Genomic DNA, 16597 nt, shown 5'->3' with positions numbered 1-16597 from the left:
CCATACCCGACCCCTCGACGACGTCCTCCGGCGCCGTCGTTCGTCGTGCCCGCACGCAGGTGTCAGCCAGCAGCACCCGAAAGGACCCCATGCAGCGCGCACCACGTCTCATCGCCCTCTCCGCGGCGGCGTTCCTCACCGTCGGCCTCGCGGCCTGCTCGTCGTCGTCGGCCGACGAAGGCACCGGCAGCGGCGACGGCTTCACGCCGATTACGATCGAGCACGCCCTCGGCACCACGACGATCGACGCCAAGCCGGAGCGCGTCGCCACCGTGAACTGGGCGAACCACGAGGTGCCACTGGCCCTCGGCGTCGTGCCCGTCGGGATGGCCGCTGCGAACTTCGGTGACGACGACGGCGACGGGATGCTCCCCTGGGTCGAGGAGAAGCTCGAAGCGCTCGACGCCGAGACCCCGGTGCTCTTCGACGAGACCGACGGGATCGACTTCGAAGCCGTCGCCGACACGAACCCCGACGTCATCCTCGCCGCATACTCGGGGCTCACCCAGGAGGACTACGACACCCTCACCGAGATCGCCCCCGTCGTGGCCTACCCGGAGACCGCCTGGGGCACGTCCTGGCGCGACACCATCCTGTTCAACAGCGAGGCGATGGGCATGGCTGACGAGGGCGAAGCACTCGTGACGCAGCTCGAAGACGAGATCAGCGACGCGGCGGCGGCGTACCCGCAGCTTGAGGGCAAGACCGCGATGTTCCTCACCCACGTCGACACCAGTGACCTCAGCGAGGTCAGCTACTACACGACCCACGACACCCGCACCGCGTTCTTCGAGGACCTCGGCCTCGCGTTCCCCGAGAGCGTCGCGACGGCCTCCGCCGAGACCGAGTCGTTCTCCCTCACGCAGAGCGCCGAACAGGCCGACGCGTTCAGCGACGTCGACATCATCGTGACGTACGGTGGCGACGAGCTCATCGCGGCGCTCGAGGCCGACCCGCTGCTGTCGCAGATGCCCGCGGTCGCGAACCGCGCCATCGTCGCCCTCCCCGGCACCAGCCCCCTCGGAACCGCCGCCAACCCGACGCCGCTCTCGATCTCCTGGATCCTGGACGACTACCTGAAGCTGCTCGCGCAGGCGGCTGACCAGGCGGCGTGACCACCGGCACCGCCACCCCACCCGCCTCGGGTGTCGCCGTCGTGCGACGCCCGAGGCGGGTTCGTGGGCTCTGGCTCCTCGTCGCAGCCCTCGTCCTCCTCGCCGCGATGGTCGGTTCCGTGACGATCGGCTCGCGCGACGTCGACTGGTCGGCGGTCCTCGGTGCCTTCGCGGGTGGCGTGGACGGCTTCGACCAGGCGGCCGTGGCCAAGCGGATCCCACGCACGCTCCTGGCGGTCGTGGCCGGTGCGGCGCTCGGCGTCTCCGGCGCCGTCATGCAGGGCGTGACCCGTAACCCCCTCGCCGACCCGGGCATCCTCGGGATCAACCTCGGCGCCTCCCTCGCCGTCGTGACCGGTCTCGCCTACTTCGGGCTCGCAGCGGCGAACACCACCGTCTGGGTCGCGATCATCGGTGCCGGAGCCACGGCGGTCTTCGTGTACACGGTCGGCTCGCTCGGCCGCGGTGGCGCGACCCCACTCAAACTCGCCCTCGCCGGGGCCGCGACGTCCGCCGCCCTCGCCTCCGTCATCACCGCCGTCGTGCTGCCCCGCGGCGACATCGCGAGCAGTGTGCGGTCCTGGCAGATCGGGGGCGTCGGTGGCGCCACCGTCGTCCAGCTCGAACAGGTCCTCCCGTTCCTCGTCGTCGGGTTCCTCGTCTGCCTGCTGTCGGCCCGCGGCCTCAACTCCCTCGCACTCGGCGACGACCTCGCCGCCGGCCTCGGCGAACGGGTCGCCATCGCACGGGGTGCGGCTGCGCTCGGTTCGGTGGTGCTCTGCGGGGCGGCGACCGCGGTCACCGGTCCCATCGGCTTCGTCGGGCTCGTCGTACCGCACGCCTGTCGGCTCATCGTCGGCGTCGACCACCGGTGGCTCCTCCCCTTCTCCGCCGTCGTCGGGGCGATCCTCCTCACCGTCGCCGACGTCCTCGGCCGCATCGTCGCCCGCCCCGCGGAGATCGACGTGGGCATCATCACCGCGCTGATCGGCGCACCGATCTTCATCGCGATCGTCCGCCGCCAGAAGGTGAGCGCCCTGTGACCGGCGTCGACGAGCAGACGCCCTCGACCATCGACCGCGTCGTCGGTGGACGCCTGGTGCGCCGTCGTCGCCGGGTCGCCGTCATGACCGCCCTCGCCGCACTCATCGTCGCGGTCTTCCTGATCTCGCTGATGGTGGGCAACACCTTCTATCCGCCGAGCGACGTCGTACGCGTCATCCTCGGTCACGACGTGCCGGGCGCCTCCTTCGCCGTCGGACGGTTGCGGCTCCCCCGGGCGGTCCTCGCGGTCGTCGCCGGCGCCTCGTTCGGCCTGGCCGGCGTCACCTTCCAGACGATGCTCCGGAACCCCCTCGCGAGCCCGGACATCATCGGCATCAGCGCCGGGTCGAGCGCAGCCGCCGCCTTCGCGATCGTCACCCTCTCGCTCGGCGCGACCGAGGTGTCGATCTTCGCCATCGTCGTCGGCCTCGCGGTGGCGGTCCTCGTCTACGTCCTGGCATACCGCGGCGGCGTCGCCGGAACCCGACTCATCCTGATCGGCATCGGTGTCGCCGCCATGCTCGACAGCGTCACGACCTACATCCTGTCGCGGGCGGCCCAGTGGGACCTGCAGGAGGCCACCCGGTGGCTGACCGGCAGTCTCAACGGGACGAGCTGGTCGCAGCTCGGTCCGGTCGTCCTGGCACTGCTCGTGCTCGGCCCCGTCCTCCTCGCCCAGTCCAAGGACCTCGCCGCGACTCAGCTCGGCGACGACACCGCCGCCGCGCTCGGCGTCCGCGTCGACCGGACCCGGTTGATCATCATCGTCGCGGCCGTCGGGCTGATCGCGTTCGCGACCGCGGCGTCGGGTCCCATCGCGTTCGTCGCGTTCCTCTCCGGCCCCATCGCCTCGCGGATCGTCGGCCGCGGCGGGTCGATGCTCGTGCCCGCCGCGCTCGTGGGTGCCCTCCTCGTCCTCGTGGCCGATCTCACCGGGCAGTACCTCCTCGGCGCACGCTACCCCGTCGGCGTCGTGACCGGGGTGCTCGGGGCGCCGTTCCTCATCTGGCTCATCATCCGCACCAATCGCGCCGGTGGCTCGCTGTGACCGGCACGCCGCCCGACCATCCCGGAGGCACCCTGTGACCACGGAACATCAGCTCCTCGTCGAGCGACTCGCGCTCGGCTACGGCGACCGGACCGTCATCGACGGGCTCGACCTCCTCGTTCCACCCGGCCGGGTGACGGCGATCGTCGGCGCGAACGCCTGCGGCAAGTCGACGCTGCTGCGATCGATGTCCCGCCTGCTGACGCCTCGGAGCGGTCGGGTCGTCCTCGACGGCAAGGACGTGCACCGACTGCCGGCGAAGCAGCTGGCACGCACGCTCGGCCTGCTCCCGCAGTCGCCCATCGCTCCGGAGGGGATCACGGTCGCCGACCTCGTCGGCCGGGGCAGGCACCCGCACCAGGGCTTCCTCTCGCGCTGGAGCACCGAGGACGACGTCGCCGTCGCCGCAGCCCTCGACGCCACCGAGACGAGCGAGCTCGCGGACCGGCACGTCGACGAGCTGTCCGGCGGACAGCGTCAGCGCGTGTGGATCGCGATGGCGCTCGCGCAGCAGACCGACCTGCTCCTCCTCGACGAACCGACCACCTTCCTCGATGTGAGCCACCAGGTGGAGGTGCTCGACCTCCTCACGGACCTCAACCGTTCGCGCGGGACGACCATCGTCATGGTGCTCCACGACCTGAACCTCGCCGCACGATACGCCGACCACCTCATCGCCCTCGCCGGCGGCCGCGTCCATGCGGCGGGGACACCCCACGAGGTGCTGACGGAGTCGACGGTGCGCGCGGTGTTCGGACTGCAGAACCAGGTCATCACCGATCCGACCTCGGGCAGGCCGCTCATGCTGCCGATCGGCCGTCACCACGTGACGGTGTGAACGGGGGCGTCACCGCCGACCGCGTCTAGGCTGGGCGCATGGGTGATGAGGACCGCCGGAAGCGAGCCGCCGAGCAGGAGGCCCGGGCACTGCGTGCGCTCGAGTCGATCAGGAACGGTGGCGATCTCGGCCAGGAGACGCTCGACCTCTCGAACGAGTACTCCGACGGGCTGGGCACCCGCGTCGCAGCGTGGTTCCGCGGCGCGAGACGCCGGAAGGACTGACCGCCGTCAGTCCGCCTGCTCCGGGCGCACCGGGTGGTGGCTCGTGATCGAGACGCGGTTGAAGGCGTTGATGACGATCGCCAGCCATCGGACGGCGGCGATCTGACCGTTCGTGAGCGTCGACAGGTCGTCGTCCGGCAGTCGCCGGCGATGTTGCACGTCCGCGATGAGGGTGACGTCCTCGGTGATTGCGAGGGCTGCCTGCTCCACCGGGCTGAAGTACTCGCTGTCGCGCCAGGCGGACAGGATGGCGAGGCGTTCCGTGGTCTCGCCGAGCGCGATCGCATCGGCGACGTGGATGCGCAGGCAGTACGCGCAACCGTTGATCTGCGAGGCCCGGATCCGGATCAGCTCGATGAGCCGCTTGTCGATGCCGGTGGCGAGGGCCGCTCGACCCGCGGCGCGTCCGGTCTCGACGAGCGCCTGATAGACCTCGGGTGATTCCTTGTCGAGCCAGACGTCGGCGCTCATGGGGTTCCTCTCGTCACTGGGCGGGCGCGGTCCCGCATGCATGCGTCCAACGCTAACGCGCGCGGCGGGAGGACGTCACCGTGGTCCGTCTCGGTGGTGCATCACCGCGGCGGGATGTCCTGGCGCGTGACCGCGACCGCTGGTTCGTCGGCGTGGGGTCGCAGTTCCACCCGACGACTGCCGCAGGCGGTACACCGGAGGTAGCGCAGCGACCCCTCCGAGGTGGTGTGCGTCGACTCCGTCGCCCAGGTGTGGCGGCAGGCGTCGAGGGCGTTCGGCGACGGTTCGGAGGACTGCGGGGGTGCGTCGAGGAGGGTCATGACTCCACCATGATGTAATGGCGTTATGCATCTCAACCCTTACGGTTCGTACGCCGTCCTCCTGGCCGCGTCGCTGGCGAACGACTGGCCCGACGACCGGCACGGCATCGTCGCCCGCACCCGCGAGCATGGGATGACCATGCCCTTCACCGAGGTGACCGACGACCACGCCCGAGTCCGCCGGGTCGTCGACGAGTGGCTGACCGTCGTCGACGCGGCAGACGATCAGGCCAGGGCGGCCGCGCTCAACCGCCAGATGGCTTCGGCGGCCGCGTTCCCGCGGCTGACGGACCACGACGGCGAGGGGTGGCACCTGCACTACCGCGACGAGCATCAGGCGCTCCCCGAAGTCCTGGCCGCGGTGATCAGCGTCGGGACCGCCCTCCACCTGACGACGAGGGGGATGCAGCGGCTCGGTCGGTGTGCCGCGGGGACCGAACCCGGCGACACGTGCCGGCGGGTCGTCGTCGACGTCACCCGCAACGGCCGTCAGCGCTACTGCTCGGTGCGGTGCGCCAACCGGTCGGGCGTCCGCAGACACCGCGCACGCGCGGGCGGCTCAGCCCGCTGATCGGGCGTCGGGCAACAGGAACCAGACGCTCGCTCCCCCGAGCCCGGAGTCGTCGATCTCGATCCGACCACCGTGCGCCTCGACGATGCGCCGACAGGTCGAGAGACCGATGCCGAGACCCGCGACCTCGCCGCCCGCCCCGCGTTCCATGAGGTCGAAGACCCGCTCACGCTGCTCCGGGGCGACCCCGGGACCGTTGTCCTCGACCGCGATCAGCACCCCGGCGGAGACCCGTTCAGCCTGCACCAGCACGTGCGGGACGACGCCGCCGGCTGCACTGAACTTCACCGCGTTCGCGATCAGGTTCTGCAGCAGCGCACCCAGCAGCGTCTCATCGCCGTGCACCTGAAGGGGCGTGTCGACGTCGACGGTCGCGCCGGTCGCGGTGATGGTCGCGTCGAGGTCCTCGACCACCGAGGACACGAGCGACCCGAGGTCGATCGGGACGCGTCGCGGGCGGGCGCCACCGATCCGGGCGAAATCGAGCAGATCGGTGATCATCGCCGCCATCCGGTCCGCGGCGGACTCGGCTCGGGCGAGCGCCTTCGCCGCGTGCGGCGCGTTCGCCATCTCCGGGCTGTCGGTCGCCAGCTCGAGGAACCCGGAGACCGCCATGAGCGGGTTGCGCAGGTCGTGGCTCACCTGGCCGGCGAACTGGGCGAGCTGCTCGTTGGACTGGCCGAGCTCGTGCGTGAGGCGGAGCAGCTCGAGGACGTCGACGACCTGACGGGCCAGGAGGTCGAGCGCTCGGCCGTGTTCCGGCGACAGCTCCCGGACGCGATCATCGAAGATGCAGAGGGTCCCGATGGGTACCCCGTCCGGAGTGACCAGCGGACTCGAGGCGTAGAACCGGACGTTCGCGATCTCGCCCGTCACGAACGGGTTCGTCGAGAACCGCTCGTCCTGGCGGGCATCGGACACCATCGTGCGGGTGTGCTCCTGGAACACGACCGCGCACATCGAGTCCTCGCGCGAACAGCTCGCCGGTTCGAGCCCGACCGCGGCGATCTGATGCTGGAACCGGTCGTCGATGATGTTGATGACGGCCTTCGGCACATCGCACATGGTCGCGGCGAGCTGGACGAGGCTCTGCAGATCGGTCTCGGGTGGCCGACCGACGACCTGGTACTCGGCTATCGCGGCACGCCTCGTGATGTCCTCTGCGGTGATCACGCGCGCCCTTTCGTCGTCGGAATCCGGAACGTGTCCATGCTACCCATCCAGGGCACATGCACCGCCCCGGCTGTCGGGGATGTCTCATCCCAGCGGTCAACGGATCCGGAGTCGCCTCCAGGCGAGTTCGGCGAGCACCGCGGCCTGCAGGTCGAGGACGCCGTCGTCGAACACCGCGCGTTCGGAGTGCAGGGCGACGGAGCCATCGTCGGGGGCGGCGCCGACGAAGACGAGCGTGCCGGGGACCTCGTCGAGGATGTAGGCGAAGTCCTCCGACGCCATCGACGGCACCTCCTGCCGGGTCACCCGGTCTGGCCCCACGAGCGCGTCGAGCGTGCTGAGGACGAACCGCGTCTCCTCAGGATCGTTGACGGTGACGGGGTAGGACGCGATGAACGTCGACTCGAGGGTGCAGCCGTGCGCCTCGGCGATCGCGGTCAGCAGCTCGGGCAGCTGCTCGCGCACCGTGGTGAGCGTCGCCTTCGACAGCGTGCGGATGTTCGCCTCCAGGCTGACGGCCGAGGCGAGCACGTTGCTGGCCTCGGAGTCGCTGCTCAACCGGGTGACGGAGATGACGGCCTGGTCGGTGGCCGGGAGTCTCCGTGCCGCGAAGGTCTGCACCGCGAGGATGAGGTGCGCGGCGACCGGCACCGGGTCGACGGCGAGGTGTGGAAAGGCCGCGTGACCGCCCGTCCCACGGATGGTGAGCTGCAGGGCGTTGGCACTCGCCATCATGGCGCCCTCCCGGGTGACGAGCTGCCCGCGTGGGGTGCTGCAGTCCACGTGCAGCGCGTACGCCGCGACGGGTCGCTCTCCCGCGCTGTCGAGGAGGCCTTCCTCGAGCATGAGCCGCGCGCCGGCCTGGCCCTCCTCCCCGGGCTGGAACATGAACACGACCGTGCCGGCGAGGTCGTCGCGACGGGCGGCGAGCAGACGGACGGCGCCGAGGAGACCCGCCATGTGGAGATCGTGGCCGCAGGCGTGCATGGCTCCGGACGTCGACGCGAACGGCAACCCGGTCGCCTCGGTCACCGGCAGACCGTCCATGTCGGCACGGAGCAGCACGGTGGGGCCCGGAGCACCACCCCGGAGGACGGCGACGACCGAGGAGAGGCCGGTGCCCGTCGTGACCTCCAGGCCGAGCCCTGCGAGTTCGCGCAGGATGATCCCCTGGGTCGCGGGCAGGTCGAGGCCGACCTCGACGGCCTGATGCAGTTCGCGCCGGACCGCCACGAGCTCGTCGCGTATCGCCGTCGCGTCCTCCTGGAAGACGGTCACGAGCGCACCGTTTCGACGTGCGGCGAGCGCCGGTACACCTGCTCGCCGCGGATCCACGTCTCCGCGACCCTGACGGTGGCGATCTCGTCCGCGGGGACGGAGAAGACGTCGCGGTCGAGGACGGCGAAGCTGCCGTCGTACCCCGTGGCGATCCGACCGACGCTGTCGAGCGGCGAGAGCAGGCCGGCTCGTCCGGTGTACAGCAGGAGCGCCTGGGCGACACTGACGGCTTCCTCGGGGACGAAGTCGGCGCCGTTGTAGGCCTGTCGTCGGACGGCGGCCTCGACGGACAGCATGACGTCGTCGGCTCCGCTCCAGGCCGTGGCGGGGCGGTCGGAGGAGAGCGCGAGTGGCCCGATGGTGCGGAACAACCGGGCGATCGGGTAGGCGTCGGGGACCTGTTCGGCGCGGAGTGCGAGTTCGTAGCCGTCGTATTCGGCGAAGAAGAACACGGTGTGGGTGGCGATCCCGAAGGTCATGCGCGCGCCGCGGAGCCGTTCGGCGTACTCCTCGCTGATGATGGTCGCGTGCTCGATGCGGACGGACGGGATGCCGTCGAGCCAGGGCTCCTGGTCTGCGAAGAGGCTCGCGACGCGGTCGAGCGCTTGGTCACCCATGGCGTGCACCGCGAGCTGGACGCCGTTGCGGCGAGCCCAGGCGCCGGCTGCGAGGACATCGTCGTCCTCGACCAACCGGAGTCCGTGGTCGCAGGATTCGGGATACGGTTCGGCGACCCAGGCGGTGCGGTTCGAGTAGGCCCCGTCGAGGACGACCTTCACCCCGCCGATGCGGATCCGCCCCTCGCGATCGTCAGGGGTCAGCTCGTCGAGTGGCGCGGAGGGGTCCCAGCCCGGGTAGAGGGCGACGCGGGTGCGGAGCCCCTTGGCGGCAGCGGCGCGGAAGGCGTCGAGCGGGTCGTGCAGCCGGTTGGACAGCAGGTCGCACACGGCGACGATCCCTCGTGAGGCCAGTTCCTCGCCGATCGCGACGAGCGAGGCGACCTGCTCGTCGCGTTCCGGCACGGGGATGAACCTGGCGACCGCATCGACCGCGGCGATCTCGGTGAGGACGCCGTTCGGTTCGCCGTCCGGTCCGCGTTCGAAACGTGCTCCGGCCGGGTCGGGCGTGATGGCCGTGATGCCCGCGAGGCGGAGCGCCGCGGTGTTGCAGACGGCGGAATGGGCGTCGCAGCGCCAGACGAGGACGGGGCGTTCGGCGGACACCGCGTCGAGATCGGCCGCGGTCGGCATCCGCCCCTCGGGGAACTTCGTGTCGTCGAACCCTCGGCCGAGCACCCAGGCGCTCGGCGTCGTCAGGGTCGCCTGGTGCTCGCGCAGCCGCTCCACGAGTCCGTCGATCGAGACCACCGACGGCGGGAAGCACTCTGCGGCCACAGCAGTGGCGGCCATGAGCGCCGGGTGGGTGTGGCTGTCGATGAGGCCGGGGAGCACGGTGCGTCCGCCGAGGTCGACCGCGGGTTCCCCCGCGACGGAGGACGCTTCGCCCACCCAGTCGAAGCGGCCGTCGACGATGCGGAACGCGGAGGCGACGTCCGTCTCGTCGGTGCCGGTGAACACCCGGGCGTTCGTGAAGAGCTGCGAGGTGGCCGGCGTCGCGGTGGGTTGCGGTGTCACGGTGGGGGTCTCCGTCTCGGTCTCGGCTGCCATCAGATCGCGCGCCAGGTGAATCGACCGCCGAGCAGGGTCGCGGCGACCGGCATCGACCGCAGCCGTTCGGCGTCGGCGTCGAACGGATCGAGGTCCGTGATGACGAGGTCGGCGGGCTGTCCGACCGCGATCGACGTCCGGACGCTCGCGGCCAGGGCCACGTCCAGCGGGAGTCGTTGCTCGGGGTGCCAGGCGTCGCGTCCGTCGCGACTCCGGCTCGTCGCGGAGGCGATCGCCTGCCACGGGTCGAGGGGCGAGACCGGAGCATCCGAGCCGAGTCGGAGGCCGACGCCTGCGCGGTGCAGGGATCCGAACGCGAAGGAGCGACCCGTGCGGCCGCTCCAGTGGCGGTCGGCGACGTCGCGGTCGTCCATCGCGTGCTCGGGTTGCACGCTCGCGATGAGCCCGAGGCTCGCGAACCGGGCGAAGTCCTGCTCGCGCACGAGCTGGGCGTGCTCGATGACGCCACGCATCCCGAGCGCTTCGAAGGTGTCGAGGACTTCGGTGTTGGCTCGGTCGCCGATCGCGTGGACGGCCGCCTCGATCCCTGCGCTCCTCGCTCGTTCCAGCAGTCGGCGAAGCTCGTCGACGGAGACGCTCTCGACCCCGCAGGCGTGCGGGCTCGAGGGGTCGATGCCCGGATACGGGTCCCAGCACCAGGCGGTCCTCGTGTTGAGGGAACCGTCGACGACGACCTTGAGTCGTCCCATGGTGAGGAGTCCGGCCGGGTCGATCGCATCGCCGGTGCGGAGTCCCGCCGCGATGACGGACTCCAGCCGGTCGGGCCACGCGGCGGCCTCGATCCGCAGGCTCGTCGCGCCGTCCGCGATGCGCTCGGACCACTCGCCGAGGTTGTCGGTGTTCTCGAACTCGACGACCCCGACGACGCCGCGGCGGGCTGCCGCGTCGGCGGCGTCCCGGTAGGCGTGCGCGGCGAGCCCGGAGCGCTGGTCGATCCGTTGCAGCGCCTCGATCCACGGTGCTTCGGCGACGACACCGCTCGCGTCGAGGTCCAAGCCGAGGCGTCGCGCGGCGCGTGTGTTCATCCAGGCGCAGTGCAGGTCGCCGCTGACGAGGACGACGGGCACGTCCGATTCGGTGGCCTCCAACGCGGCGAGGGTCGCCGGCTGCGTCCACAGGCCGTCGCGGAAGCCGTACCCCATGAGGAACCCGTCGGTGAGGGGTGCATCGGTGTCGACCGCGCGACGGACGGCCGCGAGGACGTCGGCCGCGCTCGCGGTGGCGGTCAGGTCGATCCGGCGCCGCTGGATCACCCACTGGGTCATGTGGACGTGGGCGTCCCAGAGCCCCGGTCCGACGGTGCGTCCGGCGACGTCCACGACCTCGCCGGACGCCTGGACCGTCCCAGCCGGTCCGATCTCGGCGATCCGACCGTCGCGGACGAGGATGTCGACGGGCTCGCCGCCGGAGGGCCGTGCATTCCGGAGCGTGAGCTCGGTCACGGTGTCCCTGTCCCGTCGTCGGTGGTCGGCGCCGTCGTCCCCGTGTCGAGCCCATGGAGGGCCGCCATGCGGGCGGCCAGGGTCACGTTCTGGTACGGACCCGGCTCCCCGAGCGCCGTGACGACCCGTTCGACGACCGCGGCCGGTTTGTCCTGGCTCATCTTCTCCTTGGCCTCGAACCGGGTCACGCGCAGGCGGAACCCGACCGTCCCGTGGACGATGCGCGCCGCGTACTCGCTGTTCGCGATCGTCCCGTTCATCAGGTACGGCTCGGGCAGCACACGCTCGAAGTGGGCGACGAGGCGGTCGAGTACCTGCAGGTTCTCCTCGTCCGGGAGCAGTTCGGGCACCCCGTACAGGTGCGCGACCGCGAAGTTCCAGGTGGGGACGGCCGGCGAGGTGTCGTACCAGCTCGGGGACACGTACCCCTGGGGCCCGTAGACGATCACCATGACCTCATGCTGGCCGAGCTCGTGCAGTCGCTCATCCGGCCGCCCGACGTGGCTGAGGAGCACGATCCCGTCCTCGTCCTCCTCGAGCAGGACCGGATAGTGCGACGAGACGAGCCCACGACCGGGGACGTGACTGACGACCGTCGCCCAGGGGTGCTCGCGCACGAGTGCGCGGACGGCTTCGACGTCGCCCTGGACGTACTCGGGGGTGTGCCTCATCTGCCGCCTCCTGCGGTGCTCGGGGTGTCGACCGCGGACGCTGCGGCCGCCAGGGCCGTCGCCACGTTCGAGGGGGCTGCGACGCCCCGGACGCGCGCCAACCAGGCGGTCGTCGCGGCGAGGGCCCCGAGGTCGAGCCCGGTCTCGATCCCGAGCCCGTTGAGCATCCACACGAGGTCCTCGGTTGCGAGGTTACCGGTGGCGCCCTTCGCGTACGGGCAGCGACCCAGGCCACCCACGGAGGAGTCGAACTCGGCGACGCCCAGGGAGAGCGCCGCGTACACGTTGGCGAGTCCCTGCCCGTAGGTGTCGTGCAGATGCAGCGCGACCGCCTCGACCGGTATCCCGGCGGCGAGCACGTCCTGGACGACGCGGGTCGTGAGCCCGGGCGTCCCCACGCCGATCGTGTCGCTGACGGCGACCGTCGAACACCCGGCGCGGTGGAGCCGCACGGCGGCCTCGACGACCGTCGCCGGATCGACAGCACCCTCCCAGGGGTCCCCGAACGCCATCGACACGTAGCCGCGCACCGGGACGCCCTCCGCGGTCGCGGCGGCGACGACCTCCTCGGCCCGTTCGACGGCCCCCTCGCGCGAGGTGTTGAGATTGGCCCTGGCGAACGACTCCGACGCGCTCACGACCACGGACACCTCCCGGACACCCGCGTCGATCGCCCGATGCAGACCGCGCAGGTTCGGCACGAGGCCGACCGCCCGAGCACCCGTCGGCACCTCGAGTCCCGCGACGAGCCGTTCCGCATCCGCGAACTGCGGGATCCAGGTGGCCGGTACGAAACTCGTCACCTCGAGGTCCCGCGACCCCGCCTCGTACAGGCGCCGACAGAGCTCCGCCTTCACCGCCGTGGGCAGGATGTCCGTCTCGGCCTGCAGCCCGTCCCGCGGTGCCACCTCGTAGACGCGCACCCGTGTCGGGAGACCGTCCACCGGTTCCATCCGGGGCTGCGGAAGGCCGCTCATGCCGACGTCGCCCGGAGCTCGTCGAGCACCTCACGCGCGTACTCGACCCGGATCCGACGGTCGGCGACGATCCTCGACGCGACCGCCCCGATCTCGTCCACGGTCGCGCCGGCGCTCGCCGCGATCGTCCGTGCGTGCAGCGTCATGTGTCCGCGCTGGATGCCTTCGGCGGCGAGCGCCCGACACGCGGCCAGGTTCTGGGCGAGGCCCACCGAGGCGATGACGGCTGCGAGTTCCCGGGCTGTCCCCACACCGAGGAGGGTGACGCCCGCCTGCGCCGTCGGGTGTGCTTTCGTCGCTCCACCGACGAGTCCGACGGCCAGTGGGACCTCGATCGTGCCGACGAGGTTCCCGTCGACGTCCTGCTCGAACTGCGACAGCGCCGAGTAGTGACCGGACCGCGCCGCGTGGGAGTGGCAGCCGGCCTCGACGGCCCGGGTGTCGTTGCCCGTGGCGAGGACGACGGCCGTGATGCCGTTCATGATGCCCTTGTTGTGTGTGGCCGCCCGGTACGGATCGGCCTCGGCGAACGCGCTCGCGGCGACGATGTCGGCGACGACCTGCGCACCACCGAGGAGGTCGGCGTCGAAGACCGCTCTCGCCCGGGTGATGCGCTGATCGGCCTTGTTCGTGAGGATCCGCAGGAGGGTCCGCGATCCGGCGATCTCGGCGATGCGGGGCGCGATCGCCTCCGCCATCGTGTTCACGGCGTTCGCGCCCATGGCGTCGCGGACGTCGACGTGGAGGTGGACGATGACCTGCGTCCCGACGCGCGTCGGCAGGATCCGGACGTCGATGTCTCGGGCGCCACCGCCGAAGGAGACGAGGATCGGGTCGAGCTCGTTCGCGAGGGCGAGCAGTTCGTCCCGGGCCTCGAGGACACGGAGCCGCGCGGCGTGCGGGTCGACCGCGTCGAGGATCTGGATCTGCGCGATCATGACGTCGCCCGACGACGACGTCCGGAAACCGCCGTGCACGCGCGCGATGCGGGCGGCGTTGGAAGCCGCGGCGACGACGCTCGGCTCCTCCGACGCCATGGGGACGAGTCGGTCCTCGCCGTCGATCGTGAAGTTCGTCGCGACGCCCACCGGGACGGCGATGACGCCGACGACGTTCTCCACCAGGTGGTCCGCCTGGGCGATCGACAGGCCGGCGTCGGGGCGCAGTGCGGCGAGCGCCTCCGCCGCGATCCCGGACCCCTCGGCGACGAGCTCGAGCCGCTCGTCCGGCGTGTGGTCGCGCAGCCCCTGGATTCGGCTGTTTCTCGGCATGGGTCGCCCTTCGGTACAGGCAGACACCGGATCCTCGGTGCTGCGGTCAAGACGACCCTAGGAGCGGTGATCGTCGACGACGATGGGTGGATGACTCAGCGGATCGACGATCGTGTGGGCGGATCCCACACCCCGCTGGACCGGCCGTCGCTTTAGACTCCTGAGGGACCAGTCAGGAGACCCGATGCGAGAGCCTGCCGACATGCGAACGGCCACCGACCTCGTCGACGCCGACCCCGTCCACGACACCGAGCGGGAGCTGATCCGGCTGCGACGCCGCGAGCACGAGCTCTCCGCCCTGTTCTCCAGCGCCCGTGAACTGGCCGAGCTCCGCGACAGCGACGCCGTGCTCGCCAGGCTCGTCCAGCGCGCCCACCAGATGATGGGCGTCGATCTGGCCTACCTGTCCGAGTTCGACCCGGTCACGCACGAGTTACGGGTCCGCGAGACGAGTGGCTCCGTCAGTCCGTCGTTCCAGACGCTCCGGGTGCCTCCCGGGCGAGGGCTCGCGAGCGTCGTCGTCGAATCGCGCACGGCCCAGTGGGTCGCGGACTACTCCGACTACTCGACCGACCGACACGAGCGCGGCATCGATGACGCGGTCGCAGCGGAGGGGCTCGTCTCCCTGCTCGGCGTGCCGATGCTCACGAGCGACGACGTCCTCGGCGTCCTCTTCGTCGGTAACCGCGACCGGAAGGACTTCTCTTCCGATGAGGTCGCGCTCCTGGCGGCGCTCGCGGACCACGCCTCGGTCATCCTCCAGACGACGCAGACCCTCCGCGACCTGCAGGACTCCGAGGACGCCAGCCGACGGAACCTGGCGGACCTCACCGCCCACCTCGTCGAACGCGACCGGGCGAACACCGTCCACCAGGAACTCGTCCAGGCGGTCCTCGCGGGGGGCGGATTCGCACCCGTCGCGGAGACGCTCGCCACCGCGCTCGGCCGTGCGGTCGCCGTGACCGACGCGCAGGACCGGGTGATCGCGGCGGCCGGGCTCCCGCTCTCCCCCGGCATGCTCGACCTCGACGACGCCACCCGCGCAGCCATCACCGACAGCCGTCGCTCGGGCCACTGCGTCCTGGTCGCGAGCGGCGGTGTCGGAGCGGTCGCCGCCCTGTCCGCCGGCAGCCGGCATTTCGGTGCGCTCATCCTCGGTGACGGCGACTTCGAGCTCGGCGCCGTCGACCTCCGCACCGTCGAACGCGCGGCCCAGGTCGCGGCCCTCCTCGAGCTGCAGCAGGAAGCGGCCTCGGGCGCCGACCACCGCGTCCGCAGCGAACTCATCGCCGACCTCCTCGACGACGTGCCCGAACGCCGATCCGACGTCGAACGACGCGCCAGGCGCCTCGGCATCGACCTGCACGAACTCGACTCCCTGCTCCTCCTCGCCGTCCCGGGAGACCAGCAGACCACCGCCGCCAGAGCGCTCAGCCGCCGACTCGACGACCATGCGCTCGTCGGCGAGTACCGCGGGTACGTCGTCGCCGCACACGCCTCCGACCGCCGGCCGCTCGACGCCGACGCCGTCCGCCGACACGTCGCCGGCAGCATCCAGCAGCCCGTCGTCGCCGTCGTACCCCGCACCGCTCCCGACGCCCTCACCTCCGCGTTCACCAGCGCGATGCGCACCGCCAGACTCATCGCCGCGCTGGAACTCTCGGACCTCACCGCATCGACCGACGACTTCCTGCCCTACTCCGCGATCTTCGACACCGATGCGCGGGCGCTCGCCGACTTCCTGCGCGACACCATCGGACTCGTCCGGCGCTACGACGCCGAGCGGAACGCCGACCTGCTCGGGACGCTGCGCGCGTTCGTGCGGAACAACGCGAGCCCCACCCGCACGGCGCGCGCCCTGAACTTCCACACGAACACGATCCTCCAGCGGCTCGACCGGCTCGACCAGGTGCTCGGAGCATCCTGGCGCGAGGACGAGCGCATGTTCCGGCTCGGCATCGCCGTCCGCCTCGACGAGCTCCGTGAACAGTTGCAGGCCGGACGGTAGGCGAGGTCGCCGGATCAGCGGTCCGTGTCCGCGGAGAAGGCCTCCACACCCGACTGCGGGAACGGGTTGCCCGTCGGTGGGCCGAAGACGAGGATCATCTCGGCCACGGCGTCGGACTCGTTGCGGACACCGTGGACGAGCCCGGCCGGCGCGTAGAACGCGTCGCCGGATCGCAACAACCTCCGGTGCTCACCCGAGGTCACGACGAGTTCGCCCGCGGTGACGACGTACAGTTCGTCGGAGCTGTTCGGCGAACAACTCGCGTCGTCACCCTCCAGGTGGAGGTGCTCGCCCTCTGCTGCTCCGGGTTCGAGCCGATACCGCATGACCGATGACGGCAGGGCCGTGGTCTGCTGGAAGTACCACTCCAGCTCGATCCGGCCCGGGCCCTCGTACAGGGCCGCCTCGTGAGCGTTGTCGCCGAGTCGTTGCACGCGCATCAGATTCCTCCCGGTGGT

17 protein-coding genes are annotated in these 16597 nt (G+C 71.2%); 7 read left to right on the top strand and 10 right to left on the bottom strand.

What is annotated here, in order from left to right; genetic code table 11:
* Nucleotides 1-89 precede the first annotated feature (89 nt).
* Genes QRN44_RS14765 through QRN44_RS14745 form a run of 5 tightly spaced genes read left to right on the top strand, consistent with a single transcriptional unit; the run spans nt 90 to nt 4269 of the window.
* Nucleotides 90-1115, top strand: coding sequence for an iron-siderophore ABC transporter substrate-binding protein (locus tag QRN44_RS14765; RefSeq protein WP_121290507.1), 1026 nt, complete (start codon nt 90-92; stop codon nt 1113-1115).
* Nucleotides 1112-2158, top strand: a complete 1047-nt coding sequence (locus tag QRN44_RS14760) for a FecCD family ABC transporter permease (RefSeq protein ID WP_285039509.1) — start codon at nt 1112-1114, stop codon at nt 2156-2158. Before QRN44_RS14765 ends, QRN44_RS14760 begins: the two co-directional genes overlap by 4 nt.
* Nucleotides 2155-3207: a FecCD family ABC transporter permease gene (locus tag QRN44_RS14755; RefSeq protein ID WP_285039508.1), complete on the top strand. Its 1053-nt coding sequence runs from the start codon at nt 2155-2157 to the stop codon at nt 3205-3207. Before QRN44_RS14760 ends, QRN44_RS14755 begins: the two co-directional genes overlap by 4 nt.
* A 34-nt stretch (nt 3208-3241) precedes the next feature.
* Nucleotides 3242-4045 carry an ABC transporter ATP-binding protein gene (locus tag QRN44_RS14750; RefSeq protein ID WP_071260675.1) on the top strand — a complete coding sequence of 268 codons (804 nt, stop codon included), beginning with the start codon at nt 3242-3244 and terminating at the stop codon, nt 4043-4045.
* Between the two features lie 38 nt (nt 4046-4083).
* The gene (locus tag QRN44_RS14745) at nt 4084-4269 is read left to right on the top strand and encodes a hypothetical protein (protein ID WP_064295450.1); all 186 of its coding nucleotides are present in this window, start codon (nt 4084-4086) and stop codon (nt 4267-4269) included.
* A gap of 6 nt (nt 4270-4275) precedes the next feature.
* On the opposite strand, the gene QRN44_RS14740 is transcribed toward QRN44_RS14745, so the two are convergent.
* Both QRN44_RS14740 and QRN44_RS14735 read right to left on the bottom strand, forming a co-directional pair.
* Complete coding sequence (locus QRN44_RS14740) at nt 4276-4740, bottom strand: carboxymuconolactone decarboxylase family protein (protein WP_285039506.1); 465 nt, start codon at nt 4738-4740, stop codon at nt 4276-4278.
* 101 nt (nt 4741-4841) lie between these two features.
* Entirely contained in the window at nt 4842-5060 is a 219-nt protein-coding gene (locus tag QRN44_RS14735; RefSeq protein ID WP_285039504.1) for a hypothetical protein, read from the bottom strand.
* 25 nt (nt 5061-5085) lie between these two features.
* On the opposite strand from QRN44_RS14735, the gene QRN44_RS14730 reads away from it, so the two are divergent.
* Entirely contained in the window at nt 5086-5631 is a 546-nt protein-coding gene (locus QRN44_RS14730; RefSeq protein ID WP_064295453.1) for a CGNR zinc finger domain-containing protein, read from the top strand.
* On the opposite strand, the gene QRN44_RS14725 is transcribed toward QRN44_RS14730, so the two are convergent.
* From QRN44_RS14725 to QRN44_RS14695, 7 genes are all read right to left on the bottom strand, one after another.
* Complete coding sequence (locus QRN44_RS14725; RefSeq protein ID WP_175118288.1) at nt 5620-6804, bottom strand: sensor histidine kinase; 1185 nt, start codon at nt 6802-6804, stop codon at nt 5620-5622. The two genes, QRN44_RS14730 and QRN44_RS14725, sit on opposite strands and share 12 nt — an antisense overlap.
* 96 nt (nt 6805-6900) lie before the next feature.
* On the bottom strand, nt 6901-8082 hold the full coding sequence (locus QRN44_RS14720; protein WP_175118286.1) for a M20 metallopeptidase family protein: 1182 nt from the start codon (nt 8080-8082) through the stop codon (nt 6901-6903).
* Nucleotides 8079-9749: an amidohydrolase gene (locus QRN44_RS14715; RefSeq protein WP_285039500.1), complete on the bottom strand. Its 1671-nt coding sequence runs from the start codon at nt 9747-9749 to the stop codon at nt 8079-8081. The genes QRN44_RS14720 and QRN44_RS14715 overlap by 4 nt, the downstream gene beginning before the upstream one ends.
* On the bottom strand, nt 9749-11212 hold the full coding sequence (locus QRN44_RS14710) for an amidohydrolase (RefSeq protein ID WP_285039499.1): 1464 nt from the start codon (nt 11210-11212) through the stop codon (nt 9749-9751). The genes QRN44_RS14715 and QRN44_RS14710 overlap by 1 nt, the downstream gene beginning before the upstream one ends.
* Nucleotides 11209-11883 carry an FMN-binding negative transcriptional regulator gene (locus QRN44_RS14705; protein ID WP_175118280.1) on the bottom strand — a complete coding sequence of 225 codons (675 nt, stop codon included), beginning with the start codon at nt 11881-11883 and terminating at the stop codon, nt 11209-11211. Before QRN44_RS14705 ends, QRN44_RS14710 begins: the two co-directional genes overlap by 4 nt.
* Nucleotides 11880-12860, bottom strand: coding sequence for a hydroxymethylglutaryl-CoA lyase (locus tag QRN44_RS14700; RefSeq protein WP_285039497.1), 981 nt, complete (start codon nt 12858-12860; stop codon nt 11880-11882). Before QRN44_RS14700 ends, QRN44_RS14705 begins: the two co-directional genes overlap by 4 nt.
* Complete coding sequence (locus QRN44_RS14695; RefSeq protein ID WP_285039496.1) at nt 12857-14131, bottom strand: hydroxymethylglutaryl-CoA reductase, degradative; 1275 nt, start codon at nt 14129-14131, stop codon at nt 12857-12859. Before QRN44_RS14695 ends, QRN44_RS14700 begins: the two co-directional genes overlap by 4 nt.
* 202 nt (nt 14132-14333) lie before the next feature.
* Here QRN44_RS14695 and QRN44_RS14690 point away from each other — a divergent pair, with 202 nt between their 5' ends.
* The gene (locus tag QRN44_RS14690; RefSeq protein ID WP_285039495.1) at nt 14334-16139 is read left to right on the top strand and encodes a GAF domain-containing protein; all 1806 of its coding nucleotides are present in this window, start codon (nt 14334-14336) and stop codon (nt 16137-16139) included.
* A gap of 14 nt (nt 16140-16153) precedes the next feature.
* Here the strand turns inward: QRN44_RS14690 and QRN44_RS14685 are convergent, their stop codons facing one another.
* The gene (locus QRN44_RS14685) at nt 16154-16579 is read right to left on the bottom strand and encodes a cupin domain-containing protein (RefSeq protein WP_175118276.1); all 426 of its coding nucleotides are present in this window, start codon (nt 16577-16579) and stop codon (nt 16154-16156) included.
* Nucleotides 16580-16597 lie beyond the last annotated feature (18 nt).

Origin of the sequence: Plantibacter sp. lyk4-40-MEA-4 (genome assembly GCF_030209415.1) — a bacterium.
Taxonomy (GTDB): domain Bacteria; phylum Actinomycetota; class Actinomycetes; order Actinomycetales; family Microbacteriaceae; genus Plantibacter; species Plantibacter flavus_A.
The sequence above is the reverse complement of the archived record's forward strand: the minus strand, read 5'-3'. Positions and strand labels throughout refer to the sequence as shown.